Consider the following 26022-nt stretch of genomic DNA (forward strand, 5'->3'; position numbering starts at 1 on the left):
CTTATTTCAGCGGAGAGTTTTTGCGATCGATGCCGTAGCGCTCGATCTCCTTGTAGGAGACCACGGTGGATTTGCCCTTCCTGGGGTCGACCAGGGTGACCCGGTCGGTACAGGAGTAACAGGGATCCAGACTACCGATGATGAGCGGCGCATCGGCCACGGTATTGCCGCGCAGCATGTAGCGCAGAGCAGGCCAGTTGGCGTAGGTGGCGGCGCGGCAGCGCCAGCGGAACAGCTTCTGGTTATCCCCGGTCATGCTCCAGTGGACGTTCTCGCCGCGGGGCGCCTCGGTAAAGCCCAGCGCAAACTTGCACGGCTGGTAGGTGAACCCTTCGGTCAAAAGCGGTCCTTCCGGCAGGTGCTCCAGGCCGAACTCAATCATGTCGAGGGAGTTGTAGAGCTCGTGGATCCGCACCAGCACCCGGGATTGCACGTCGCAACCCGCCTTGGTCTGGATCTCCATCGGCAGCTCGCGGTAGCCGGCAAAGTCGTGAACCCGACGCACGTCGCGCTTGAAGCCGCTCGCCCGCACCATGGGGCCGACGCAGCTGAAATCGCGGGCAATTTGCGGCTCGAGCTTGCCGATACCGATGAGGCGGGAAGAGATGTTGGCGGTATCCAGCAGCATGGCCACCAGGGGTTTGAGCTCATCACGCAGCTCCCGTACCAGCTGGGCACCCTTGATGCGATCTTCCTTGAAGATGTCGCGGCGTACCCCGCCAATCAGGTTGAGGCCGTAGGTCTTGCGGGCGCCGGTCAGCAGCTCGGCCAGGGTCATGGATTTCTCCCGCACCCGGAAGAACTGCATAAAGCCGGTGTCGAAACCGGTGAAGTGGCTCGACAGGCCGATGTTGAGGATATGGCTGTGCAGGCGCTCCACCTCCAGCAGCACGGCGCGGATCATCTTCGCCCGCTCGGGTACCACAATACCCATGGCGTTCTCCACCGAGGTGGTGTATGCGACGCTGTGGGTAAAGCCGCAGATGCCGCAGACCCGGTCGGTCAGAAACGCCACTTCGTTGTAGCCCATCCGGGTTTCAGCCAGCTTCTCCATGCCGCGATGGACATAGAAGAGGCGGTAGTCGGCATCGATGATGTCTTCGCCATCGACGAACAGACGAAAGTGGCCCGGTTCATCGGAGGTGATGTGCAGCGGGCCGACCGGCACGATGCGGTTGGCATCACTGCCGAGCTCGTTGACGAAGGGGTAGGTCTCGGTGTCGGTGGTGGGCATCGGGCGCTGGCGATAATCCATGGCATCCTTGCGCAGGGGATGGATATCCTCCGGCCAGTCATCCGGCAGCACCAGACGACGTTCGTCCGGCAGACCGATGGCGCGCAGGCCGTACATGTCGCGGATCTCCCGCTCGCCCCACACCGCCGCCGGAATGGTCGGGGTGATGGAGGGGTACTCCTGGGTATCGGCATCCACCAGCACCTTGACGGTGATCCAGCACTTGGTGTCGCCCTCCATGGAGAAGACGTGGTAGACGGCGAAGTGGCCGTTGAGGCTGCGCTCGTCATTGGCAAAGGAGAGCGGAAGCCAGCCCCCCAGCTGATGGAAGATCAGGCTGGCCGTCTCGACCAGACTGGTGGGCTTGACGGTGATGGTGGCCTGATCGGCGGTTTGCCACTCCTCGTCAATGATGGCGTGGGGCAGTTGGGCTCGCACCTGCTGGATGTAGTCGCAGCCGATGCGATCCGAAATGGCGATGGTCATGCAGTTCTCACTTTAATGTTCGGGAATGAGCATTCACAAATGATGAAATCGGAAAAATTGCTGTGCTGGCGGGCATGGCTCAGATCCTGACCAGATAGGCGAGCAGCGCCAGCAGGGCCAGCCCCAAGCCATAGCGAGTGAGCTTGTGGGTGCGCACGAACTGGGTACGGGCCATGGCGTTTTCGATGATGCCGGCCAGTAAAAAGGCCACCAGCAGCTTGCAGGCGAGGATCAGCGCCGCACCGATGAGCGCAGGTAGACTCCAGTTGGCCGCCTTTCCGAAGGGGAGGAAGATCACCAGAAAGAGCTGCACCACCACCAGCTGCTTGAGGCCGATGGAGAGCTTGAGCAGGGCCAGGCCCGCACCGGAATACTCGGTAAGCGGCCCCTCCTGCAGCTCCTGCTCGGCTTCGGCGCAGTCAAAGGGCAGCTTGCCCATCTCGACAAATACCGCGAAGGCGCAGGCGGCACCGGCCAAGAGTGTGGCAACCGGCGCGGCCAGCGGCTGGGTCGCCACATAGTTGCTGATATTGCCCAGATCCGAGCTGCCCACCATCATCGCCATGATGAAGCAGGCGAGCACCAGAATGGGCTCCACCAGAATGCCGAGGGTCAGTTCGCGGCGGGCACCAATACCTGCAAACATGCTGCCGCTGTCGAGCCCCGCCAGCGAAAAGAAGAAGCGGAAGATGGCGAACAGATAGATGTCGGTGATGAGATCTCCGGCGATGGGGAAGGGGGACTCGTGGGTCAGGGTTGGCAGCGCCATCGCGACCAGCAAGAGGGCGGCGATGAGCAGCGCAGGCATCAGGTTGAAGATAATGCCGGCAGGCTCGGGGGTTACCTCCTGGCGGCGCAGGAGCTTGGCGATATCCCGGTAATCCTGCAGCAGGCCCGGCCCCTGACGGGAGTGCATCTTGGCCCGCAGCACCCGGTTGAAACCGGTGGCGAGCGGCGCCAGCGCCAGCATGGCGATGGCCTGGGTCAGGGCGAGGGCTACCATGCCCCAGCTCGGCATTTCAAGAACAGGCATATCAGACTCCTACAGCCATCAGGATAAAGAGCGCCAGCACAATGCCGTGCAGCAGCCAGCCGGTCGTCCCGCTGGTATCGCTCACCCCGTGCAGGGCGCTGGTCAGATCGAGCTGCGGCTGCTTGCGATAGAGCGGCGCGCAGAGTTGGCGCAAGGTGTGGGTGACACCGCCGGAGGTAAGGCTCATGCGCTCCTCATAGGCGTAACCACAGGCCCAAGGGGTGCCGGCGTGACGACGACCGAGCTTGGGCCCCTTGAAGATGGCCAGTACCAGCAACGGGATGAGGAACAGACCCAGCAGGGTGATGGCGATAACGGGTGGGGAGAGGATTGCCTGGCTGCTATCGAGTGGCAGCAGGGTGGCGCCGGTGGCGACACTCATTTGGCTGGCAACCAAGGCTTGGCCATAGCTGGCGATATGGGGGGCAATCCAGGGGGCGCCCAGACCCAGCACCAGACAGACCGCGGCCAGCAGCAGGGTGCCTGCCACCATGGCGCCCGGCACTTCGCGGGCGTGGCTCGCTTTCTCGCTGCGCGGTGCGCCGCAGAAGCAGATGCCGTACACCTTGACGAAACACATCACCGCCATGGCGCCGGTCACCGCCAGCATCACTACCGCGAGCGGCGCAACGACAGAGGTGCCGAGTTTGGTCATGGAGAGCAGGGACTGGTAGATAAACCACTCGCTGACAAAACCGTTGAGCGGCGGCAGCGCCGAAATGGCCATGGCGCCGATGAGGAACGCCAGCGCGGTCCAGGGCATCAGCTTGGCGAGGCCACCCATCTTGTCCATGTCGCGAGTGTGCAGGCGGAACATCACGGAGCCGGTACCCATAAAGAGCAGGCTCTTGAAGATGGCGTGGTTGAGCAGGTGATAGAGGGCGCCGAGCAGCCCCAGCACTACCAGTGCCGGTTGCTGGTTGGCGATGCCGATCATGCCGATCCCCATCCCCATCAGGATGATGCCGATGTTCTCCACCGTGTGGTAGGCGAGCAGCCGCTTGAGGTCGTGCTCGGCCAGCGCAAACAGCACCCCGAGCACTGCCGAACAGGCACCGAAGATCAGCACCACATAGCCCCACCAGAGCTGGCTGGCACCGAGAAAATCGATGCTGACTCGCAAGATGCCAAAGAGACCCAGCTTCACCATGACGCCGGACATCAGCGCCGAGATATGGGACGGCGCAACGGGCTCGGCCACCGGCAGCCAGCCGTGCAGCGGCACGAAACAGGCGCGCAGGCCAAAGCCGCAGAAGCTGAGCAGGAACACCAGGGAGGCCAAAGCGCCCGCCAGATGGTGCTCACGCAGCGCGGCGAACTCCAGCGAGCCGCTTTCGCGGCAGAGCAGCCAGAAGGCGATCAGCACCAGCGCCATGCCGATATGGTTCATCACCAAGTAGAGACGGCTCTGTTTGGCGGCCTCGGGGTTGGTCTTGACCAGCCAGTAGGTGGTGAGGGTCACCAGCTCGTAGCAGAGCAAGAAACCGAGTGCGTTGTCGGCCAGTACCATGCCCACCATGGCAAAGAGGAAGAGGTTCATCAGCGCGCCGATGGCCACATCCCCCTTGCCCTGATATTCGCGGATATAGGCAAAGGAGTAGAGGGCGACGGCGACGCCGACGGTGCTAATCACCAGCAGCATCAGCGCGGAGAGCATATCGAGGTGCACCGAGCCCAGCAGCCAGAGCTGGCCGTCGACGGGGGCGCCTTGGGCAAAGATCTGGATGGCGGCGACCAGGCCCGCGAGCGAGCCCAGCAGGGCAAAGCCACTGTTGAGGCGGTTGGCCAGTGCGGGCAGCTTTTGCAGCAGCAAACAGGCGGCAGCGCCCAGCAAAAAGAGCAGGAGCGTGGCCATAACAAGGGGGGACAACATCAGCACGCTCCCTCTGTGGTGGATAAATCGGATGCAGGGAGCGCCGTGGCGGGCGCCGAGAAGGCAGAGGCCCCCTGCGGGTTGGTGTCGGCCGCTTGCTGGCGACGGATACGGGCGGCGCGTTCGGTGTCGCCGTCATTGACCAGCTTCAATGCCTGGGAGGGACAGGCATCGACACAGGCTGGCCCTTCGGCGCGAAACTCGCACAGATCGCACTTGACCGCGATGCTGCGCACCCCCGGCTCCCAGCTCAGCAGGTCCTCGCCAAAGCAGCGCAGGCCGGCGGAGGTGGAGGGGTTGCTGGAGCGGATGGAGCAGGGGATATAGGTGTCGTAACTGGTGGCCACGGCCACCGGACGGCTGCCGCCGCTCTGGATGGCGCCAAAAGGACAGGCCACGGCGCAGAGATTGCAGCCGATGCAGAGCGACTCGTTGAGTTGCACGCAATCGCCGGTCTGGCGAATTGCCTCGACCGGGCACACCTTGATGCAGGGAGCATCGTCACAGTGACGGCACTGAACCGGCATGGTCGCCTGCTCGTGTCGCATAACGGTTAAACGGGGGGCTTGCTGCAAACCTTGCGCCTTGTGTACCTCGCTGCAGGCCGCCATACAGGTGCCACAGCCGATACAAAGCTTGGGGTCAGCGATAACGAAGCGGTTCATAGCCTACCTTGTCGTGTCGCGAACGGAGAAAGTAGGGGCAGGTTGGCAAGATACGGGCCAGATTGGTTTTTGCAGCTAAATTGGTTTTAAGTGGCTGTTTTTAAATAAATAAAAATCTTCGTGTGGGTGAGTGAACGCGCTGATGTAGCTGTCGAACTGTGACGTTCGTCACTTGTGACGAAGCCGCCCGGAGGGTTCGTCACCTTGGAAAACGCAGCATAAGTAGGGTGCAAAGAACGCAGTGAATTGCACCGCTTTCAAATATGTTCGCGGTGCACGGCGCTGCGCTTGTTGCACCCTACGGTGGGATGTCTGAGGGGGCGATGTGGTTTGCTCCCTTCTCCCCTTGCGGGAGAAGGGCTGGGGATGAGGGGGGAGGTCAGCCATATGTTCGCGGTGCACGGCGCTGCGCTTGTTGCACCCTACGGTGGGATGTCTGTGGGGGGCGATGTGGTTTGCCCCCTTCTCCCCTCGCGGGAGAAGGGTTGGGGATGAGGGGGCCGGTAACTGAGTTAACGGAAACAAGAGAGGGAGGCCCATGCCTCCCTCTCTACTTGCTGAGGTTTTCTATGCCTTTAAGAGGCCATCAACCCGCCATCAGATATCCACCTGGGATCCCAGCTCGATGACCCGGTTGGGCGGGATCTCGAACTGATCCGGGGCGCGCAGGGCGTTGCGCTGCAGCAGCATAAAGAGCTTGCCGCGCAGATAGAGATACCAGGGGCGGTCTTTCATAATGAGCGACTCGTGGGCCATAAAGAACGAGGTCTCCATCATCCGGCAGCTCAGCCCCTCGGCGTTGCAGCGGTGGAAGATCTCCTCCACGTTCGGGGTTTCGCGCCAGCCGTAGCTGGCCACCACCCGCCAGAAGGTGGGGGAGAGCTGCTCGATGCAGACCCGGCGCACATTGTGGACGTAGGGCACCTCTTCCACCCGCAGGGTGAGCAGGATGATCCGCTCGTGCAGCACCTTGTTGTGCTTGAGGTTGTGCAGCAGCGCATGGGGGATCACATTGACCACCCGCGACATATAGACGGCAGTGCCGGCCACCCGGGTCGGCGGGGATTTCTCCAGCGAAGCGATCATCGGCTCAAGGGAGTTGCCGTGCTCGTTCAGGCGACGAATAAGCTGGAAACGCTCGCTCTTCCAGCTGGTCATCACGGTGAACATCACCGCGCCCAGGGTGAGCGGCAGCCAGCCACCGGAGAAGATCTTGGCGAGGTTGGCGGCAAACAGCGGCACGTCGATACAGAGCAGCGCGGCAAACAGGATGGCCACCAGATATTTGTTCCAGTGCCAGCTGTTCTTGGCCACCGAGCAGGAGAGGATGGAGGTGAGCACCATGGTGCCGGTCACCGCGATGCCATAAGCGGCCGCCAGATTGCTGGAGTGCTCGAAGCTCATGATGACGATCACCACCGAGATATAGAGCATCCAGTTGATGACCGGAATATAGATCTGGCCGGACTCCTGCTCGGAGGTATGAACGATGCGAATGGGGGAGAGATAACCGAGCCGCACCGCCTGCCGGGTCAGCGAAAAGACCCCGGAGATCACCGCCTGCGAGGCGATCACCGTCGCCATGGTTGCCAAGAGCAGCAGCGGCACCAGCGCCCATTTCGGCGCGAGCAAGAAGAAGGGGTTGGCAATGGCGGCGGGGTTACTCAGCAGCAGCGCACCCTGACCGAAGTAGTTGAGCACCAGAGAGGGCAGCACCACGATAAACCAGGCGAGGCGAATTGGATTTTTGCCGAAGTGGCCCATATCCGCGTAGAGCGCCTCCACCCCGGTGATGGCCAGCACCACGGCGCCGAGGGCAAAGAAGGAGGTGGTCTGGTACTGGATAAAGAAGCGCACCGCCCAAACGGGGTTGAGCGCACCCAGCACCTCGGGGTTGTGGATGATGCCGCGCAGCCCCAGCACCGCCAGCGTCATAAACCAGATCAGCATGATGGGGGCAAACAGCTTGCCCACCATGGCGGTGCCATGTTTCTGGATGGCAAACAGCAGGGTCAGCACCAGCACCGAGAGAGTGACGATATAGGGGTCGAGGGCGGGGGTGAGAATGCTCAGACCCTCGATGGCCGACATCACCGACATCGCCGGGGTGATCACCACCTCACCATAGAAGAAGCTGCCGCCAATCAGGCCGAGGATGATCAGCAGCGGCGTCCAGCGGGTGGAGGCGTTGCGGGTCGCCAGCGACATCAGGGTGAGAATGCCACCCTCGCCGGCGTTGTCGGCCCGCATCACAAAGGAGAGGTACTTGACCGACACCACCAGGATCAGCAGCCAGAAGATCAGCGAGAGAAAGCCGAGAATGGAGGCCGGCTCGACGCCGAACCCGAATTGACCTGACAGGCACTCGCGCAAGGTATAGAGCGGGCTGGTGCCGATATCGCCATAGACTACGCCAATCGCCGCCAGCATGACGCCGGACATGGCTTGTTGTTTATCACAGTTCATGAGTTCATCTTGTCAGTTTGATGTTTACACGTTTGCCACAGCAGATCGCCCCGAACACATCAGGTATGTGTGGATACAACATCGGGGGAAATCAAAGGATTGCGATGGGAAGGGAGCTAATCGGATATAAAGATGCGTTTCATGGGACACAGTCTGTTCATCTGTCGTTAAGCTTATAATGACACACACTCTGCGGGTTCATGCTCAGGTATAAATAATCAAAACGTCCTTTTGAGTAAGGTTATTAATTGGCCGTTGATTGAAATATTCACCCGCTCTGCGGGCAACCGTTTGTTTTATCTGAGGAAGTGCTTTGGCCACTATTTTTTATCGGGCTGAGTGAAAAACAGACGATAAAATAGTGACTAATTAATTGCGGGCAGGATGGCAGAGGATTGGGTAGCAATAGAGTCTTTATTTGCTAAAGGAGAAAAATGTAGGGTGCAATGAACGAAGTGAATTGCACCAAATATTGAAAGAGGTAAGAGGTAAGAGGTAAGAGGTAGCAATGCTACGATGTGATGTGAAGATGTGACCGTAATAAATACGGTCACAATAAATCAATAAAATAAAGGAGTTCAATTTAATGACTATGTAGAGCCATCCTGAACAGTTTAAGCATTATCACCTATAGTTTTTCTTTCTTCTTCATTAAATAAATCTTTAAGATCAGGATCAGTGTTGTTTATTATTTTTAATCTCATTCTATCCTGAACTTCTTTATCAGCACCAGTACATGGCTGTTTGATTGATTCAAGAATCATTTTTTTAATTTTATCTATATCTACTGATGACTTTTCTTTAGAAAGCAAAAACTCATAACATGCAATATTATATGTGACAACAGGTGTTTTACGGTATTCATTCAGACGTTTTAAAATGTCAAGAGCATCTTGATATCGTTTTAAACGCTTTAAAAAACATCCTCGCAGCACCATTAACTCATAGTCTTGAGAAGGATTATTATATTTGGCAAGGATTTTAATCGCATCATCGCAACATTCTTTTGCCTCGCTAGAATCTTCCTTCAGATTGTTTAATCTCATGAAGTTCATTTTTGCTTTAAGTCTGTCGACCTCTCTAGTCATTTTCTTATTTTCATCATCGACATCTTGTTTAACTTTTTCTAAATCTTGTTGAATCACTTTGCTCGCCAAGTTATCTAGCATTGCGGAACCAATATAAGAGGAAAGCCCCGAGATAGATATCAGCATCAAACTATGTTCTATAAATTTTGAAAAAACTAGCTTTGTGCCATTATCAATATCTTGCCCCAGCATCGATAGTTGAAGCGATGAGTAGTCTAATTTTACGAAAGAAGCTGTGAAAGGCACGGCGATGAAAGCAGTAGATATACCAAGGAGTATTTTAATCTTTTCATTTCGACCATCACGTTTGGCAACGCTACCAAAAAAGCCACCAATAGTGATCAAAAAAATGACATATGCAGGGTCAAGAATCTGGAGTAAAAAAACAGTAATATCAGCTATAGACCATTCTGAAATTTGCAAATTCCATAAAATGAAAGGGCTGTAGTGCAATTGCATAATCATCTCGTTTTATAATTAAAAAGCGAGCTTTCGCTCGCTTGAATATAAAGTATGGAGTTAAAAAATAGGCCATTCATCAAGTTTTATAAATGCGTTCATATTTTTCTCCAACATAATAAAATAGTAGATATCAAAAAGTATAATCTCATGTAATTAATAGGCTATATAAGCCACTTGTAATCATATATTTTTTTTGAAAAAAATGCAAGTGTTGATTCGTAATATAAATAACATTGTCGCTTTGATTGTTCAAGAGACGGTAGCTATTAGAGTATCTTGTATATTAATACAAGCAGTTTACGGATATATTATCATGCTGAAGTTATTCTAAAGTGTGCTGTGAATAAAAAGATGACCTAAACGGCCAAAACGACAATTTATACATAAATATTTTTAATAAAATTATCTACATATAGCTATAGAATCAAAATCTGCAATTTTAGCTGTGTATAAAGTTGTTTTGATCAGAACAGGTTGCCAACTGGCACATATTAACCGGAGGGATAGAAAACTGAAGGGGCAGGGGCCTAAAACCGGCTCTGGCTCAACAAATTAGTCAATAATTGGCTCATTTTTGTTCGGTGTTACTTGATAATAGCCTGCTAGCTCGACAGTAAAACCAAACAACTTGTCATCGCCTCAAGCTGCTTTGGTGTGCTGCGCAGCCCATTTTTGGCCCTTGGTATGGTTTTTCTCCCGGGATTTCGTTGCTCCGCTTGCCCGGTTTGGGGCGGCCGATCCTGGCTGCCAACTCCTTCGAATGGTTCCGTCACACGGCTGGGGCAGATGCTGGTCAGCCGGTGTCGAGCTCGTCACTTTTGTCGTGTCGATCACACTTCCCACCCCGTCGTCACTCTCGTCAGTAGTGGCATTCAGCACGCATCTCTTTCTGATTACTCCTTTATTTTCAAGTTGTTGTGAATTTTTATCGCACCCTTTGCCCGTTTTGGTCTGATAAATGCTTTGTGGGGGGCTGGCCGCCTCTTTGCCTGTCGGCGGGCGGCCCGGTGTAACGAACCATTTAGGATCCCTCTCTATGAACAGCTTCGTGATTGCAGATCCCAGTCTCTGTATTGGGTGTCGTACCTGTGAGGTGGCCTGCGCCGTTTCACACCAGTCAGGGTCTTGCAGCGGGACCCTTGAGCGGGAGGGCGGCCTGCATCTTGCCATCGAGGATGGACATCTGGTCTCCAAGGACAGCTATTTTCAGCCGCGCCTGAAGGTGATCGTGGGCAGCAAGGTGACCACGCCGGTGCTCTGCCGCCAGTGTGAAGACAAGCCGTGCGCCATGGCCTGCCCGAACAATGCCATCGTCAGCGAGGATGGTTGCGTCAAGGTGTTGCAGGAGCGCTGCATCGGCTGCAAGTCCTGCGTGGTGGCCTGTCCTTACGGCGCCATGGCGGTGGTGCTCAAAGAGGTGCCCCCGACTGCCGATTCGCTCTTCAAGCGTCCGCAGACCAAGGCGCAGGCGCTCAAGTGCGATCTCTGCCGTCACCGCGAGGCGGGCCCGGCCTGTGTCGAGGTGTGTCCGACCCAGGCGCTGCGGCTGGTCACGCCGGAGCATCTTGAGACCCTGAACCGGCAGAAACAGCTGGCCAGTGCCGAGGCACTGCTGGCGATGCCGGCGCGGGTGTGAGCGGGCTTGCCGAGCCGTTTTTCGTTAACAAACAAGAGTGTGAGTCATGAAAAAAGTCATTACCGTGTGCCCCTATTGCGGCACCGGTTGCAAAATCAACCTGCTGGTTGAAAACGACAAGGTGGTGGGGGCCGAAGGCGCCAACGGCCGGACCAACGAGGGGCAGCTCTGCCTCAAGGGCTATTACGGTTGGGATTTTTTGAACGACACCAACCTGCTGACCCCCCGTCTCAAGAGCCCGATGATCCGCCGCGAGCGCGGTGGCAAGTTCGAGGCAGTCTCCTGGGATGAAGCGATCGAGTTCGCCAGCAGCCGTCTCTCCGCCATCAAGGCGAAATATGGCCCGGACGCCATCATGACCACCGGCTCTGCCCGTGGCCCCGGCAATGAAGCCAACTATGTGATGCAGAAATTTGCCCGTGCGGTGATTGGGACGAACAACGTCGACCACTGCGCGAGGGTGTGACACGCACCCTCAGTCTCCGGTCTGGAGACAACTGTAGGCAACGGCGCCATGAGCAACGCCATTCCCGAAATTCAAGAGACCAAGTGCCTGCTGGTGTTTGGTTACAACGCTGCTGACTCTCACCCCATCGTCGCCCGCCATATCCTCAAGGCGAAGGCAAACGGGGCCAAGGTGATTGTGTGTGATCCCCGCATGGTGGAGACCGCCCGTATCGCCGATCAGTGGCTGCCGCTCAAAAACGGTTCCAACATGGCGCTGGTTAACGCCTTCGCCAACGTGTTGATCAATGAAGGGCTCTACAACAAGGCCTTTGTCGCCAACTACACCGAAGGGTTCGAGACCTTCAAGGCGACGGTGGCCAAGTACACCCCGGAATATGTGGAGGGGATCACTGGTCTGAAAGCCGCCGATATCCGCGCCGCCATTCGCACCTACGCCGAGTCGCCTGCTTCCATGATCCTGTGGGGCATGGGGGTGACCCAGTACGGTCAGGCGGTGGACGTGGTCAAGGGGCTCGCGGGTCTGGCGCTGCTGACCGGCAACTTTGGTCGCCGCGGTACCGGTTGCGGGCCGGTACGTGGTCAGAACAACGTGCAGGGCACCTGTGATATGGGGATGCTGCCGCACCAGTTCCCGGGTTATCAGTCGGTGGCCGATCCCGCCATCAGCGCCAAGTTCGCCAAGGCGTGGGGCGTGGAGTCGCTCTCCCAAAAGCCCGGCTATCGCCTGACCGAGCTTGGCCACAAGGTGGAGGAGGGCAAGTGCAAGGCCTTCTACATCTTTGGTGAAGATCCGGCCCAGACCGAGGCTGACTTGGGTCAGTTCCGCCGCACTCTGGCGGGGATGGAGCTGGTGATCGTGCAGGATATCTTCATGACCCAGACCGCCGAGATGGCCGACGTCATTCTGCCCGCCACCAGCTGGGGCGAGCATGAAGGGGTCTACAGCTCGGCGGATCGCGGCTTCCAGCGCTTCTACAAGGCGGTGACGCCCCCCGAGAACGTGAAGCCGGACTGGGCCATCTTCTCGCTGATGGCGACCGCCATGGGTTATCCCATGGAGTACCACAACACCGAAGAGATCTGGGACGAGATGCGTGCGCTCTGCCCGCTCTACGCCGGGGTCAGCTACGACAAGATGGCCGATCTCAAGAGCGTGCAGTGGCCCTGCCCGACCGAGGATCACCCGGGCACCAGCACTCTGTTCGAGGGGAACGTGTTCACCACCCCGAGCGGCAAGGGTCAGCTGATTGCCTCCGAGTGGCGGCCGCCGCTGGAGCAGCCCTGTGCCGAGTACCCGCTGGTGCTCTCCACCGTGCGCGAGGTGGGTCACTACTCCTGCCGCTCCATGACCGGCAACTGCTCGGCGCTGCAGACCCTGGCCGATGAGCCCGGCTATGTGCAGATCCACCCGAGCGATGCCAAAAAGCTCGGGGTGAAGGATCAGGCGCTGGTCTGGATCTCGTCGCGCCGTGGCAAGGTGATCACCCGCGCCAACTACAACGACCGGGTCAACGCCGGGGTGGTCTACATGACCTACCAGTGGTGGATCGGGGCCTGCAACGAGCTCACCATCGAGCACGTCGATCCCGTCTCCCACACGCCGGAGTACAAGTACTGCGCGGTGAAGATCGAGCGCATTGACAATCAGCCTGAGGCGGAAGTGTACGTCCAGACTGAATACAGCGCGCTCAAGGCGAAATTGCGCAGCGCAGCCAAGGGCTGATCGCCCTAAAAACGAGGTTCTGCACAAATAAGGGAACCCGACTCGGATTTATCGAGTCGGGCACCCTTTTATTACCCAAAAAAAGGGGAGTAAATGATGCAACATGAAATTGGTCGCTTATTCGGACTTTTCTATATTGGCACCTATCTGGCGGCGATATTGCTGGGAATAGGTTGCTATATTTGGCGCGACGAGATGATATTTCTGCTGGGCTTCGGTTTTTTCGGCTGTTTTATGGCAGCAAGGCTCGCCATGAGCAGCGTATTTTCTGCCTTGAGTATTTCCAGTGCCTGGCTGATCGGGTTTATCTCCACCACCTTGATCAACGGCCTGCTGTTAGGGGTGATCACCCTGCTGATCTACCTCACGCACCAGAGCGTCACCGCCGAGCTTGCCGACAACGCCAGCTGGCTGCTGATGGCCTTCCAGAGCTTGTCGGCCCTCTTTATCTTCGGTGGCCTGAAGTGCTGCCACAGCCGGATCATCACCTCGTAAATTGCCGATGGATGGGCAGCAAACGCCATCTTGAAACCCGCAGCCAGCGAAGAGGAAAGGGCAGATCTGACAGTTGACGGCGGCCCACTTTTCAGGCGCCTTAATTGAGATCAAGAACTGATGAAATAACCGGTTAAATATGGCCATCAGATATATTGAATCGGATTGTAATGAAATTTGAGCTCATCTATGATGAGTCGCCATTCCAATATATCCCCCGATAACGATGTTACTTTTTGTTGTCGTTCGTTAATAACAACTCTGGAATTGCAACATGCGACAATTTCCGTCACCGCTTTTCTTATTGGCAGCCGCTTTTACGGGCTGCGGCTATTTATTTTGGTGACGAGTGCTTGTCGTGATGCGATGGCATGGACAGCCTGACTGGTGACTAAATCGATATAACGTGAGGCCGCAATGCTAAATGTGAGTGCCATCCCCCTGGACGAGATCTCTCCCATCTGGGACGACGGTTTTCTCCTGCTCTCCAAATCCCTCCTGTCGGCCGTGACGCTCGATGATTTTATCCACAAACTCAACAAGATAGATGCCAGCTTCGGCGGCGTAACCCGGGTCAACCTGATCCTCAACATGGGTGCGGACGAGGAGGCCATCTTCTACTTCATGGGACATTCCGGCCCAAAGCATCTGGTCTGCCCCAAGGCAGAGCTTCACCTCTCCCCCCGTCCCACTAAAGAGACCCCGGAACAGGCCATCATTCTCGCTGCCGCCCGCTTTGAGAATCGCTGCCCGGCGCTGGATCGCGAAGGGGTCTACGGGGGGCTGCGCTCCTACTGCCAGCTCCCCATCACCACTGCCCGCAGCCACCTTGGCGGGGTCGAGTTTATCAACACCCAGCTCGACAGCTTCACCATGGAGACCCTCGCCAAGCTGACCCAGCTGGCGGCCATTATCGCCATTGCGCTGGAGAACGTGCAGGACAAGGAGCGCACTCTGGAGCAGGCCAACTCCCTGCGCCTTGAGCGCGACAGCTGCAAAATTCTGGTGGATGTGACCAACGCGGTGATCAAACTGGTGCGCATCGCCGAGCTGCCCAAGAGCCTGTTTGCCATCCTGCACCACCACTTCGGCATCAGCAGCTTGTGTCTGGCGGAGTACAACGCCACCTCCGACAGCTTCAAGAGCTATCTGGTCAATCAGCACCAGAGCGATCAGCCGGGCATCATCGATCACTCCTGTTTTGAAAAGAAGTGCCTGCAGGGGGCCCTTGGCCACAGCGAGCCGTTTTTTGTCTATCGCGAACATAGCCACGGTTGCAGCAATCGCTGCCGTTTTACCTCCCAGATCCTGCCGCCCGAGGCCGACAGCTCCTGCATTTTGCCGCTGCGCTATCGGGGCAACCTGCTGGGGGTGTTGATCCTCTCGCACCCCAACGCCGACTTTTTTGCCGATATCGATATCTCCTTGCTGGAGCAGGTGGCGGCGCGCACGGCGATTGCCATGAACAACGTGCAGGCGCAGCAGGAGATCTCCAACACCAACGGCGCAAAAGAGAAGACCATTCGCATCAACGAGCCGCAGATGCAGGGGGAGTTCCCCCACATCATCTACCAGAGCGCGGTGATGGAGAGCGTGCTGGAGAAGGTGCGGCTGGTGGCCGAGAGCGACAGCACCGTGCTGATCCTCGGCGAGACCGGCACCGGCAAGGAGCTGATCGCCCAGGCCATTCACGCCCTGAGTGCCCGCCACGACCACGAGATGGTAAAGGTGAACTGCGCCGCCATTCCCACCGGCCTTATCGAGAGCGATCTCTTTGGCCACGAGAAGGGGGCCTTTACCGGCGCCCTCACCCAGCGCATCGGCCGCTTCGAGCGGGCCCACAAGGGCACCCTGTTCCTCGACGAAGTGGGGGATATGCCGCTGGACTTGCAGCCCAAACTCTTGCGGGTATTGCAGGAGCACGAGCTGGAGCGGGTCGGCAACAGCAACCCCATCGCAGTGGATGTGCGGCTGGTGGCCGCCACCAACTGCGATCTGCTCACCATGGTCAAGAACAAGCGTTTCAGAAGCGATCTCTACTACCGCCTCAACGTCTTTCCCATCGAGCTGCCGCCCCTGCGCGAGCGGCGTGAGGATATTCCGCTCTTGGTCAACTTCTTCATCAAGAAAATCGCCAAGCGGATGCGCCGCACCATCACCTCCATCCCGGCCGACGCCATGAAGATGCTGGTGTCGCTCCCCTGGTACGGCAACATCCGTGAGCTCGAAAACATCATCGAGCGGGCGGTGGTGATGACCCGCGGCCACGTGCTCAACCTCTCGCCGGACGAGCTGCTGCCCCTCAAGGGCTTTCACAAGATAGAGACCCTGGTCTATGACGAGCCGGCCCGGGAGCTGTTCCGTGAGCCGCTGCCCGCCTTGCCGCAGGGGGAAGAGGCTCAGGGGGAGGATGAGCGAGTCAGCATCATCCGGGCGCTGAAGGCGTGCAACGGCATCGTTGCCGGCGAGCGGGGCGCCGCTCAGCGCCTCGGCATGAAGCGCACCACCTTGCTGTCGAAAATGAAACGGCTCGGCATTTCGGCCAGAGATCCCGAGAGCATTGACGGGGTCGCACCATGAGAGAGGCCATAGAGCTTGAGATGCGGAGTGAGCAGAGAGAACAAAGCGAGCAGAGCGAACTGGCACGCTGCGCCATCCATCGCGAGGTGGTGCACTACCGCGCCGATACACTGACCTGCGACAGCGAAATGGCGCTCCCCTCCGAGACGCCGGTGGCGCTGGTCTACAACGGCATCGCCCACAGCGTGATGATGTGCTCGGCCTCCGATCTGGAGGATTTCGCCATCGGGTTTTCGCTATCCGAGGGGATCATCGACAGCCTGCTCGATATCCACGATATCGAGCAGATCGACGGCTGTCAGGGGATTGAGCTGCATATCACGTTGGCCAATCGCTGCGTCCATCGCCTCAAAGAGAAGCGGCGCACGCTCGCGGGGCGCACCGGTTGCGGCATCTGTGGCAGCGAGAGTTTGGAGCAGGTGATCCGCACCCAGCCAAGCTTGCCCGACAGCCAGCGTCTGGCGGTAGGGCATATCGACAAGGTACTGAGCGCGCTGCGCCCGCTCCAGCTGCTGGGCCAGCGCACCGGCGCCACCCATGCGGCGGTGCATCTGGACGGGGAAGGCAACATTCTCGCCATTCGCGAGGATGTGGGGCGCCATATTGCGCTGGACAAGCTGGTGGGTCATCTGCAACGCAGCGGTCGGCGGGATGGCGCCATTCTGGTGACCAGCCGCGCCAGCTTCGAGATGGTGCAAAAGTGCGCCAGCGCCGGGGTGGAGATCTTGCTCGCCATCTCCGCCGCCACCGAGCTTGCGGTCGAGCGGGCCGAGCAGACGGGGCTCACCCTGGTGGGCTTTTGCCGCCCCGGGCGGGCCGAGATCTACAGCGGCTGTCAGCGTATTCTGCTTTAAGTGACTGCAAGAGTGAGAGCCTGCTAAAGGGCTTATAAAAACTGGCAATAAAAAAGGGCGGGGAGTGTGACTCCCCGCCCTTGTTGTATCTGCTTCTGTGGCGGATCAGCGCGCCAGCAGGATACGCAGCATGCGGCGCAGCGGCTCGGCGGCGCCCCACAGCAGCTGGTCACCCACGGTAAAGGCGGCCAGATACTCAGGGCCCATATTGAGTTTGCGCAGACGACCCACCGGAATGCTGAGGGTGCCGGTAACGGCCGCCGGAGTCAGCTCGCGGGCTGTGATATCGCGATCGTTGGGGATCACTTTCACCCAGTCGTTGTGGGCGGCCAGCAGGGCTTCGATCTCCGCCAGCGGCACATCCTTTTTCAGCTTGATGGTAAACGCCTGACTGTGGCAGCGCAGGGCACCGATCCGCACACAGAGACCATCCACCGGAATGACGGCGTTCTCGATACCCAAAATCTTGTTGGTTTCGGCCTGACCTTTCCACTCTTCACGGCTCTGGCCGTTGTCGAGCTTGGTGTCGATCCAGGGAATGAGGCCACCGGCCAGCGGTACGCCGAAGTTGTCCACCGGCAGGGTGCCGGAGCGGGTCTTCTCGGTGATCTTGCGCTCGATGTCGAGGATGGCGGAGGCAGGGTCTGCCAGCTCGACCGCCACTTCGTCACGCAGCATCCCCATCTGGGTGACCAGCTCGCGCATATGGCGGGCACCGCCACCGGAGGCGGCTTGATAGGTGGCCACGCTCACCCACTCCACCAGATCGGCCTTGAACAGGCCACCGAGGGCCAGCAGCATCAGGCTGACGGTGCAGTTGCCGCCAACGAAGGTCTTGATGCCATCGTTTAGGGCCTGCTCGATGACATCGCCGTTGACCGGATCCAGAATGATGACGGCATCTTTCTCCATCCGCAGGGAGGAGGCGGCGTCAATCCAGTAACCCTGCCAGCCAGCGGCTTTCAGGCGCGGATAGACATCCTTGGTGTAGTCGCCGCCTTGCGCGGTGATGATGATATCCTGCCTGGCCAGCGCCTCGATATCGAAGGCGTCCTGCAGAGTACCGGCATCGACGCCGAAGTTGGGGGCGGCCTCACCGGCCTGGGAGGTGGTGAAGAATGTGGGTTGAATATGGGCGAAATCCTGCTCTTCCTGCATCCGGCTCATCAGAACCGATCCCACCATGCCACGCCAACCGACCAAACCTACTTTTTTCATATTGTCCTACCCTGGATTGCTGCTAAAGAAACTTGCGATGACACCCGTAACCCCTTGTCTGGCGACGCCTGTTTACAAGCGGTTTACAGGCCATTTAAAAAATATGCGCTGCGAAAAATGCGTCTATCCACATTACGGATTGTGACGGCTTGCGCAAGTCGAATTGCGCAATATTCTGTGCCGTTTGCTGCATTAACCGGCAGCCAGAGCACCGCTCAGGCAGACGGGGAGGGAGAAGGTCAACATCAGACGAAAAGGCCACCGTTTATGGCGGTGGCCTGTCAATAAAGCGGTTGAGGACGTCCTCTGCTGGGCGTAGTTGGCGAGTGAAACAGCCCGACAGCTTGGGTGCTTAGCCGTAACGAGCCAGAGTGAGCCCCTCATCGCTGATGGCGGGTTCGCTGCCGCTGATAAGATCGCACAGAAGCTGACCCGAACCGGCCGCCATGGTCCAGCCCAGGGTGCCGTGGCCGGTATTGAGCCAGAGGCCGGGAATGGGGCTTGGTCCCACCAGCGGGGTGCCGTCCGGCGTCATGGGACGCAGGCCGGTCCAGAACTCGGCCTTGCTGATATCGCCCCCTTCGGGGAAGAGATCGCCCACCACCATCGCCAGGGTGTCGTGGCGTCTGGGGTTGAGAGCGAGGTTGTAGCCCGACAGTTCCGCCATGCCACCGACCCGGATCCGCTCGTCGAAACGGGTGATGGCCACCTTGTAGGTCTCGTCGAGCACGGTACTGCGCGGTGCGGCCTCGGCGTTGATCATCGGCAGGGTGAGGGAGTAGCCCTTGACCGGATAGACCGGCAGCTCCAGCCCGAGCGGGCGCAGCAGCGGCCGCAAAAAACCGGTGGCATAGCTGCCGAGCGCACAGACGATGGCATCGGCGCGATAGCGCTGCTCGCCCGCCCGCACCGCCACGGCGCGGCCGCGGGCTTGCTCAATCTCGTCGATATCGCAGTTGAAGACAAACTTGACCCCGAGCTTCTCGGCTTCAAGGGCAAGGGCCTTGGTGAAGCGGAAGCAGTCGCCGGTCTCGTCGCCGGGCAGGCGCAAGCCGCCGACGATTTTGCCGCGCACCCGCGCCAGCGCAGGCTCTGCCGCTTCGCAGCCGCTGGCATCGAGCGACTGGTAGGGGACGCCATACTCCTCCAGCACCTCGATATCGCGCTGACTGGCATCGAGCTGGGATTGGCTGCGAAACAGCTGCAGGGTGCCGAGCTGGCGCCCTTCGTAATCGATGTTCAGCTCGTCGCGCAGCAGCTTCATGCAGTCGCGGCTGTATTCGGCCAGACGCACCATGCGCCCCTTGTTGGTGGCATAGGCGGTCGGGGTGCAGTTGGCGAGCATTCTGAGCATCCAGCGTAGCTGGAAGGGGTCGGCAGTGGGGCGCACGGTGAAGGGGGCATGCTTTTGCAGCATCCACTTGGCGGCCTTGAGGGGAATGCCGGGGGCCGCCCAGGGGGCCGCATAACCCGGGGATATCTGCCCGGCGTTGGCATGGCTGGTTTCAAGGGCGACGCCACCTTGTCGCTCCAGCAGGGTCACCTTGTGACCCGCTTTGGCCAGATACCAGGCGCTGGTTACCCCAATTACGCCGCCACCGAGAACCACTATCTCCATATCGTCTTTCCTTAGACTCGTTTTTCTGATGTTTGGTTGATGGAAACCTTGATGTGGCCACCACCATAATCAGCCGCCACAGGATATTCAACCGCTCTGCGCAGGATTGGGATCTCCGTCTGCCTGCCAGTCACAGGCTGGTGTTTGGTGCGATGACGTGCCTGATTGCCAGGGTAAATCGCTGCGCTGTTGTCATGGGTATGTGTCAGGGGGCATGGTCCGCTTACAGCTGCTCCAGCTGGATCAGATAGTGCTCCGCCGTCGCCAAAATGGCCTGCTGTTGTTCTGCGGCTTGGCCATCCCAGTTGGCATAGGGGAGGGCGAGGCGGGGATTGCCGCCCAGTTTGTCCCGATTGCGCCAAAGAAAGTGCCAGTAGAGGCTGTTGAAGGGGCAACTTCCGTCGCCGTGGCGGGCTTTGACCTGATAGTGGCACCCCTTGCAGTAGTGGCCCATCCGCTCGAGATAGGCGCCGCTGCTGGCGTAGGGCTTGCTGCCCATCAGGCCGCCATCGGCAAACTGGCTCATGCCGCGGGTGTTGGGCAGCTCCACCCACTCGATGGCATCCACATAGATGCCGAGATACCACTGATCCACCTCGTCAGGATCAAGCCCCGCCAACAGGGCAAAGTTGCCGGTCACCATCAGCCGCTGGATATGGTGGGCGTAGCCATGCTCGAGGGACTGGCGAATGGCGTGTCGCACGCAGGCCATCCTGGTTTCGCCGCTCCAGAAGAAACCGGGCAGCGGCCGGTTGGCCCCGAGAAAATTGATCTGCTGATAGCCCGGCATCTTTTCCCAGTAGAGGGCGCGGACAAACTCGCGCCAGCCGAGGATCTGGCGAATAAACCCCTCCACCTGTGCCAACGTGATGGTGGCCTGATTGGCCTGCCAGTGGGATTCGGCGGCCCGAATCACCTCAAGCGGATGAAGCATTTTGCTGTTGAGGGAAAACGACAGTCGGCTGTGAAACAGACTCCAGCCCCGCTCGCTCATGGCATCCTGATAGCGGCCAAAGTGGGGCAGGCAGTGGGCCAGAAAATGGGCCAGCAGCTCGCGACTCTGGCGCCTTGTGATGGGCCAGGGCAGCCCGCTGGCATCTGCCTCGCCGATGGTACTGACCCCGTGGCGGGTCAGCATGGCATCAATCTCGATCACCTCGTTGGCAAAGGTGAGGGGTTCCGGGATCGGCTGACGATCCGGCAGTTTGGCGCGGTTCTCGTCATCAAAATTCCAGCGCCCGCCAAGGGGTTGGCCGCGCTCATCGAGCAGCACTCGGTATTGCTTGCGCAAGGAGCGGTAGAAGAACTCCATCCTGCTGTGGGGATAGCGCTGCCAGCCATCGCGGGGGGTGAGAAAATGTTCGCTATCCACCTCGGTAGCAGGGATGGCCAGGCCCGCCGCCCAGCTTTTCAACTGGCTGGCGAGGCGCCACTCATCCGGGCTCTGCCAGGCAAAGCTGCTGGCCTGATGTGCTTCGAGCTGAGCCTCCAGCAAGCCGGGCAAATTGGGCCAGCGGGCGCTCTCATCAAGGGTCAGGTAACAGACGCGGTGGCCCGCCTTGCCAAGGGCCGCTGCGAAGGCGCGCATGGCGGCAAAGAAGGCCAGCACCTTCTGGCGATGGTGGCGGCAGTAGTCGGTCTCCTGGCGCAGCTCCGCCATTAGATAGCAGGTTGCCGGATCCGGGGTGCGAAACCAGCTGTGAGCGGCGTTCAGCTGATCGCCGAGGACAAGGCGCAGCTCCATCAGACTGGCTCCCCCTCAGGTTGCTGGCTGCGGTGACGAGCGTGGCGACAGCGCTCGCTGCAGTAGCGAACCTCCTCCCAGCTGTGCGCCCACTTGCGCCGCCAGCTGAAGGGGCGTTGGCAGACGGGGCAGATCTTCTCGGGCAGATGGGGTTTGCGATGCATGAGGGTTTCCGGCCTTGGCTGATGGGGGATGTGGCGTGTGGGTAGGGAGAATAACGAACCGGGGGCGTGGACGGATCAACCTCACTGCCGATTTGCCGCGCAGATGCCCACTTTGTGAGCGGGCGCACAGCCCGTCGGTGCACCCCTTGTTTGCAAATTAACCAGCCGTTAACGTGGCGAGGCTGCCCGTTGGCAGCATCCATCTATGGATCTTGTTGGCCACCGACTGTCTACAACCGATATGGAGGGGAGTGATGCCAATCATGACAGCTACGCCCCGGGCAGCTTGCCTGCTCGCCCACTGGTATACCCGGGATCCCATTCTCACCTTCGACTTTCCTCACCGCTGATTGGCGGCACCCGCCGTTTGAATTTGTCAGCCGGACGACCCTGATCGCCCCGGTTTCTTTGCCAATTCCAATTTCAAACACACTGGCCTTGCGCCGGTGAGGAGTCTTATATGCGTCGTATACCCGAGCCGTTTCGTATCAAGATGGTCGAGCCCATCAAACAGACCACTGGCGCCGAGCGCCGCGCCGCCCTCGAGGCCGCTGGCTGGAACCCCTTTCTGCTGTTGGCCGAGGATGTCTATATCGATCTGCTGACCGACAGTGGCACAGGTGCCATGTCCGACCGTCAGTGGGCCGGCATCATGATGGGGGATGAGGCCTATGCGGGCAGCCGCAACTTCGTCGAGCTGGAGCGCACGGTGCGCGACATTTTTGGTTACCAGCATGTGATGCCCACCCACCAGGGGCGCGGGGCCGAGCAAATCCTCTTCCCCGAGCTGGTCAAGCGCTGCAAGGGCAAGGCACCTGTCTTTATCTCCAACTATCACTTCGACACCACCAAGGCCCATGTGGAGTTGGCTGGCGCGCGGGCCATCAACCTGCTCACCCCGAAAGCGCTCGACACCACGGCCCCTTATGCCTGGAAGGGGGATTTTGATCTCCCTCGCCTGAGCGACACCATCGAGACCCTGGGGGCCGACAACGTGGCCGGCATCATCATCACGGTGACCTGCAACAGCGCTGGTGGCCAGCCGGTCTCCATGGCCAATATGGAGGCGGTCTCCGAGCTGGCCCGTCGCCACCATATTCCGGTGGTGATCGACGCCGCCCGCTTTGCCGAGAACGCCTGGTTTATCAAGGAGCGGGATCCGGCCTATGCCAAGTGCAGCATCAAGGAGATAGTGCGCCAGATGTTCGCGCTGGGGGACATCTTCACCATGTCGGCCAAGAAGGACGGGCTGGTCAATATCGGCGGGCTCTGCTGCTTCAAGGAAGATCTCGACCTGTTTCGCGCGGTGCAGGTGCGCTGTGTAGCGATGGAGGGGTTTGTCACCTATGGCGGCCTCGCCGGACGGGACATGGCGGCGCTCGCTATCGGCCTGCGGGAGGGGATGGATGAGGAGTATCTCACCTACCGTATCAGTCAGGTGGCTTATCTCGGCGAGCGGCTGGCCGAGGCGGGCATCCCCATCCAGACCCCCACCGGCGGTCATGCGGTGTTTGTGGATGCCAAAAAGCTGCTGCCCCATATTCCGGCCGAGCAGTTCCCCGCCCATGCGCTCGCCTGCGAGCTCTATCTGGAAGGGGGCGTGCGCGGGGTGGAGATTGGCTCCCTGCTGCTCGGGCGCGATCCCGCCACCGGCAAGCAGGAGGCGGCGGACTTCGAGCTGTTGCGCCTCACCATTCCGCGGCGGGTCTACACCCGGGATCACATGGACTATGTGGCCGACTGCCTGATCGCGGTGAAAGCGCGGGCCAGCGACATTCGCGGGCTCACCTTTGATTACGAGCCGCCGCTGCTGCGCCACTTCACGGCGCGGCTGAAACCTGTCTGATCAGCAACCGGTTAGATGTGCTAATCAACCGCGCCAAACCGTGAAGATCACCGGTCGCTCCCGGTTAAACGGCCAAGTAAAAAGCCCCCGCACCAAGGTGCGGGGGCTTTCGTTTATCGAAGCAAGGCCGGGGTCAGACCGCCTGATACTCCAGCTCGACGGAGCCCAGCGCCTTAAGAGTGGACTGGGCGGAGTCACGCTGGCTGATCTGGCCGTTTTTGTTCTCCAGCAGCACGGCGCGGCGGATGGTGGCGAGATCTTCACCGTTCAGCACCGCATGGGCGCAGGCCATCTGCATCGGCGGCAGGCTGGGGTTGAAGGCGGCGTTCTCGGCGTAGCGGCCAGAGAAGATGCGGCCATCGGCAAATTGCAGCGCCACCGCGGCATAGCCCTGACTGTAGGGGGCGTAGCTTTGACGGGCGGCGGCCAGCGCGGCTTGCCACAGCGGGTCTTCGCTTTGAAGCTCGAGCTCGGCGTGATCCTGCGGGCTCATCAGCGCATCCGTGATATCGAGGTCCGCCGGCCCAAACGAGTGGGGCAGGAAGGATTGCAGGGCGCTCAAGTCATCGGGCAGAGAGACTTTCAGGATCTTGGCGGTGCTCAGCTCGTTCATGAACTGACGGCAGTGGCCGCAAGGGGTGTAGTTGACGGTGATTTCGCTGATCCCGGTCTCGCCACCCAGCCAGGCGTTGGAGATGGCGGACTGCTCGGCGTGGACCGAGTGGAACAGACCTTGCCCCGCGAACTCCATGTTGGCACCGAAGTACCAGGTGCCACTCAGGCCGCAGGCGATGGCACCGACATAAAACTTGGAGATGGGCGCTACCGAGCAGGCGGCGGCCAGCGGCAACAGGGCGAGGCGCAGGGCGCGATCATCGAGACCTGTGGCGGCTTTCAGCGTGGCGACTTGCTCCGGCGTGAAGCGGGCGGTGAAGTCGGCACTATCCAGCATGGGCTGCACGGCTGCTTTGAGCGGGGCAGAGAGGGTATCGAATGGCTTGGCAAAACGGGGATGCATAGTGTGTCCTCAAAGGCCAATTGGGCGGCCATTGTAGGGAGCAAGCTCGGGTAAATGTGTGAGCAGGCTCACGCCCTGACGGGCAAACGGAGGGGGATGGTAATGGAAACGTTTGTCTTGTGCAAATTGTGCGGCAGGTCGCACCCCGAGAGGCCAGCAGGCCCCCCGGAATGGTCAACAGATGGTCAATGGGGTCATCAGAGCAGCCAGTGATAGATGGCAAACAGCAGCGGGGCGACGGCAGCGGTGAGGATCCCGCATACCACCATGGCGAGCGATGCAAAGGCCCCCTGGGTGATCCCCTTCTCGGCGGAGGTGGCGGTGCCGATGGCGTGGGCACAGGCCCCCATCGCGAGCCCTTGCGCTTCCGGATCTGTCACTTTGAACACTTTAAGCAGCGGGTAGCCGATCAGGGCACCGACAATCCCCACCACCACTACCACAGCGGCCGCAATGGCGGGAATGCCGCCGATAGACTGGCTGACGCTCATGGCGAGCGGGGTGGTGATGGATTTGGTCGCCAATGAGGCGAGTAGCGCCGGATCTGTGCCCATAAAATGACCGATCAGCAGGGTTGTGCACACCGAGATCAAGACGGAGGCGAGGGTACAGATTAGGATGGGCTTGAGCTTGGCCTGGATCTGGCGCGCCTGTTGATAGAGCGGCAGCGCCAGTGCCACTACTGCGGGTTCCAGCAGCATGGTAATGGGGCTGCTGCCGTGCTCGTACTGCTCAAGGGGTAGATCGAGCCAGAGCAGCAGGCCGATGATCACCGCGGTCGGCACCAGCACCGGATTGATGATGGGCCAGGGCAGGCGTCGATAGAGGGCGCGGGTGGCGAAATAGAGCGCCAGGGTCAGAGGGATCGCTAGCCAGAAGATCATTTGTTCATCCTCTGGTAGAGCCGACCGACGGTGGCGAGGATCAGCACGATACCCAGCACGATGCAGAGCATGATGACGCCGAAGGATTGGCGCAATGGCTCAAGCCAGGCCACCAGTCCGACTGCAACCGGCACGAACAAAACGCCCATGTGGCGCAGCAGCAGGCCAGCCCCCAGCTCGACCCAATGAAGCTTGATCAGTTGCAGGGAGAGCAGCACAAACAGCAGCAGCATGCCGATGATGCTGCCGGGAAAGGCAAACGGCAGGATGGCTGCCACGGATTTGCCTGCCAGCAGGCAGGCGACGATGACCATAAAGTCACGAAAGTACAGCAAGGCGCGTTGCGCGATCACGTGAACCTCATCGACTGGGAAGAAAAATCGCAGTTTACCAGAGAGGCCTGGTCGCGGCATTAAAACAATAACAACTGAAATCAGTTCGTTTGAAGCTGATTTGTATGCAGATTA

At 59.2% G+C, this 26022-nt stretch carries 19 protein-coding genes; 6 read left to right on the forward strand and 13 right to left on the reverse strand.

Annotated features, from left to right (window positions below; translation table 11 throughout):
• Position 1 precedes the first annotated feature (1 nt).
• The 6 genes from G5533_RS02345 to G5533_RS02370 form a co-directional block, all read right to left on the reverse strand.
• On the reverse strand, positions 2-1720 hold the full coding sequence (locus G5533_RS02345; protein WP_441254390.1) for a hydrogenase large subunit: 1719 nt from the start codon (positions 1718-1720) through the stop codon (positions 2-4).
• Positions 1721-1799: 79 nt separating this feature from the next.
• Complete coding sequence (locus tag G5533_RS02350) at positions 1800-2753, reverse strand: respiratory chain complex I subunit 1 family protein (RefSeq protein ID WP_441254391.1); 954 nt, start codon at positions 2751-2753, stop codon at positions 1800-1802.
• A gap of 1 nt (position 2754) precedes the next feature.
• Positions 2755-4626: a hydrogenase 4 subunit B gene (gene hyfB, locus G5533_RS02355; RefSeq protein WP_441254392.1), complete on the reverse strand. Its 1872-nt coding sequence runs from the start codon at positions 4624-4626 to the stop codon at positions 2755-2757.
• Positions 4626-5291, reverse strand: a complete 666-nt coding sequence (locus G5533_RS02360; protein WP_441254393.1) for a 4Fe-4S dicluster domain-containing protein — start codon at positions 5289-5291, stop codon at positions 4626-4628. The genes hyfB and G5533_RS02360 overlap by 1 nt, the downstream gene beginning before the upstream one ends.
• Before the next feature lie 597 nt (positions 5292-5888).
• The gene (gene kup / locus G5533_RS02365) at positions 5889-7757 is read right to left on the reverse strand and encodes a low affinity potassium transporter Kup (RefSeq protein ID WP_368192362.1); all 1869 of its coding nucleotides are present in this window, start codon (positions 7755-7757) and stop codon (positions 5889-5891) included.
• A gap of 614 nt (positions 7758-8371) precedes the next feature.
• The gene (locus tag G5533_RS02370; protein ID WP_441254394.1) at positions 8372-9304 is read right to left on the reverse strand and encodes a hypothetical protein; all 933 of its coding nucleotides are present in this window, start codon (positions 9302-9304) and stop codon (positions 8372-8374) included.
• A gap of 1039 nt (positions 9305-10343) precedes the next feature.
• Between G5533_RS02370 and G5533_RS02375 the strand changes: the two genes are divergently transcribed.
• The 5 genes from G5533_RS02375 to fdhD all read left to right on the forward strand — a co-directional run bounded on the left by G5533_RS02375 (position 10344) and on the right by fdhD (position 17063).
• Positions 10344-10943 carry a 4Fe-4S dicluster domain-containing protein gene (locus tag G5533_RS02375; protein ID WP_209298639.1) on the forward strand — a complete coding sequence of 200 codons (600 nt, stop codon included), beginning with the start codon at positions 10344-10346 and terminating at the stop codon, positions 10941-10943.
• 46 nt (positions 10944-10989) lie between these two features.
• Entirely contained in the window at positions 10990-13134 is a 2145-nt protein-coding gene (gene fdhF, locus G5533_RS02380; RefSeq protein WP_081376060.1) for a formate dehydrogenase subunit alpha, read from the forward strand.
• Between the two features lie 252 nt (positions 13135-13386).
• Positions 13387-13629 (forward strand): hypothetical protein, encoded by a 243-nt coding sequence (locus G5533_RS02385; protein ID WP_234784138.1) that lies wholly within the window; start codon positions 13387-13389, stop codon positions 13627-13629.
• A gap of 417 nt (positions 13630-14046) precedes the next feature.
• A complete protein-coding gene (locus G5533_RS02390; protein ID WP_441254395.1) occupies positions 14047-16209 on the forward strand; it encodes a sigma 54-interacting transcriptional regulator in 2163 nt (720 codons plus the stop codon).
• Positions 16210-16229: 20 nt separating this feature from the next.
• A complete protein-coding gene (gene fdhD, locus G5533_RS02395; RefSeq protein WP_441254396.1) occupies positions 16230-17063 on the forward strand; it encodes a formate dehydrogenase accessory sulfurtransferase FdhD in 834 nt (277 codons plus the stop codon).
• Between the two features lie 105 nt (positions 17064-17168).
• On the opposite strand, the gene asd is transcribed toward fdhD, so the two are convergent.
• From asd to G5533_RS02415, 4 genes are all read right to left on the reverse strand, one after another.
• Positions 17169-18281 (reverse strand): aspartate-semialdehyde dehydrogenase, encoded by a 1113-nt coding sequence (gene asd, locus G5533_RS02400; RefSeq protein ID WP_040065702.1) that lies wholly within the window; start codon positions 18279-18281, stop codon positions 17169-17171.
• A 352-nt stretch (positions 18282-18633) separates the two neighbouring features.
• Positions 18634-19929: a D-amino acid dehydrogenase gene (locus G5533_RS02405; protein ID WP_257687000.1), complete on the reverse strand. Its 1296-nt coding sequence runs from the start codon at positions 19927-19929 to the stop codon at positions 18634-18636.
• 193 nt (positions 19930-20122) lie between these two features.
• On the reverse strand, positions 20123-21643 hold the full coding sequence (locus G5533_RS02410) for a cryptochrome/photolyase family protein (RefSeq protein ID WP_441254397.1): 1521 nt from the start codon (positions 21641-21643) through the stop codon (positions 20123-20125).
• Positions 21643-21807: a DUF2256 domain-containing protein gene (locus G5533_RS02415; protein ID WP_438369405.1), complete on the reverse strand. Its 165-nt coding sequence runs from the start codon at positions 21805-21807 to the stop codon at positions 21643-21645. The genes G5533_RS02410 and G5533_RS02415 overlap by 1 nt, the downstream gene beginning before the upstream one ends.
• Before the next feature lie 460 nt (positions 21808-22267).
• On the opposite strand from G5533_RS02415, the gene G5533_RS02420 reads away from it, so the two are divergent.
• Positions 22268-23653, forward strand: coding sequence for a tryptophanase (locus tag G5533_RS02420; RefSeq protein ID WP_421352278.1), 1386 nt, complete (start codon positions 22268-22270; stop codon positions 23651-23653).
• 133 nt (positions 23654-23786) lie between these two features.
• On the opposite strand, the gene cdd is transcribed toward G5533_RS02420, so the two are convergent.
• The 3 genes from cdd to G5533_RS02435 form a co-directional block, all read right to left on the reverse strand.
• Positions 23787-24671, reverse strand: coding sequence for a cytidine deaminase (gene cdd, locus G5533_RS02425; RefSeq protein ID WP_337072188.1), 885 nt, complete (start codon positions 24669-24671; stop codon positions 23787-23789).
• A 197-nt stretch (positions 24672-24868) separates the two neighbouring features.
• Complete coding sequence (locus G5533_RS02430) at positions 24869-25555, reverse strand: LrgB family protein (RefSeq protein ID WP_337072189.1); 687 nt, start codon at positions 25553-25555, stop codon at positions 24869-24871.
• A complete protein-coding gene (locus tag G5533_RS02435) occupies positions 25552-25908 on the reverse strand; it encodes a CidA/LrgA family protein (protein ID WP_005333279.1) in 357 nt (118 codons plus the stop codon). The genes G5533_RS02430 and G5533_RS02435 overlap by 4 nt, the downstream gene beginning before the upstream one ends.
• Between the last annotated feature and the right edge of the window lie 114 nt (positions 25909-26022).

Origin of the sequence: Aeromonas sp. A600620 (genome assembly GCF_029479985.1) — a bacterium.
GTDB lineage: Bacteria > Pseudomonadota > Gammaproteobacteria > Enterobacterales > Aeromonadaceae > Aeromonas > Aeromonas veronii_A.

Bases quoted from the DNA above. Each gene is read 5' to 3' on its own strand.
- G5533_RS02345 (WP_441254390.1), bottom strand. From the start codon at position 1,720: ATGACCATCGCCATTTCGGATCGCATCGGCTGCGACTACATCCAGCAG.
- G5533_RS02350 (WP_441254391.1), bottom strand. From the start codon at position 2,753: ATGCCTGTTCTTGAAATGCCGAGCTGGGGCATGGTAGCCCTCGCCCTG.
- hyfB (WP_441254392.1), bottom strand. From the start codon at position 4,626: ATGTTGTCCCCCCTTGTTATGGCCACGCTCCTGCTCTTTTTGCTGGGC.
- G5533_RS02360 (WP_441254393.1), bottom strand. From the start codon at position 5,291: ATGAACCGCTTCGTTATCGCTGACCCCAAGCTTTGTATCGGCTGTGGC.
- kup (WP_368192362.1), bottom strand. From the start codon at position 7,757: ATGAACTGTGATAAACAACAAGCCATGTCCGGCGTCATGCTGGCGGCG.
- G5533_RS02370 (WP_441254394.1), bottom strand. From the start codon at position 9,304: ATGCAATTGCACTACAGCCCTTTCATTTTATGGAATTTGCAAATTTCA.
- G5533_RS02375 (WP_209298639.1), top strand. From the start codon at position 10,344: ATGAACAGCTTCGTGATTGCAGATCCCAGTCTCTGTATTGGGTGTCGT.
- G5533_RS02385 (WP_234784138.1), top strand. From the start codon at position 13,387: ATGAGCAGCGTATTTTCTGCCTTGAGTATTTCCAGTGCCTGGCTGATC.
- G5533_RS02390 (WP_441254395.1), top strand. From the start codon at position 14,047: ATGCTAAATGTGAGTGCCATCCCCCTGGACGAGATCTCTCCCATCTGG.
- fdhD (WP_441254396.1), top strand. From the start codon at position 16,230: ATGCGGAGTGAGCAGAGAGAACAAAGCGAGCAGAGCGAACTGGCACGC.
- asd (WP_040065702.1), bottom strand. From the start codon at position 18,281: ATGAAAAAAGTAGGTTTGGTCGGTTGGCGTGGCATGGTGGGATCGGTT.
- G5533_RS02410 (WP_441254397.1), bottom strand. From the start codon at position 21,643: ATGGAGCTGCGCCTTGTCCTCGGCGATCAGCTGAACGCCGCTCACAGC.
- G5533_RS02415 (WP_438369405.1), bottom strand. From the start codon at position 21,807: ATGCATCGCAAACCCCATCTGCCCGAGAAGATCTGCCCCGTCTGCCAA.
- G5533_RS02420 (WP_421352278.1), top strand. From the start codon at position 22,268: ATGCGTCGTATACCCGAGCCGTTTCGTATCAAGATGGTCGAGCCCATC.
- cdd (WP_337072188.1), bottom strand. From the start codon at position 24,671: ATGCATCCCCGTTTTGCCAAGCCATTCGATACCCTCTCTGCCCCGCTC.
- G5533_RS02430 (WP_337072189.1), bottom strand. From the start codon at position 25,555: ATGATCTTCTGGCTAGCGATCCCTCTGACCCTGGCGCTCTATTTCGCC.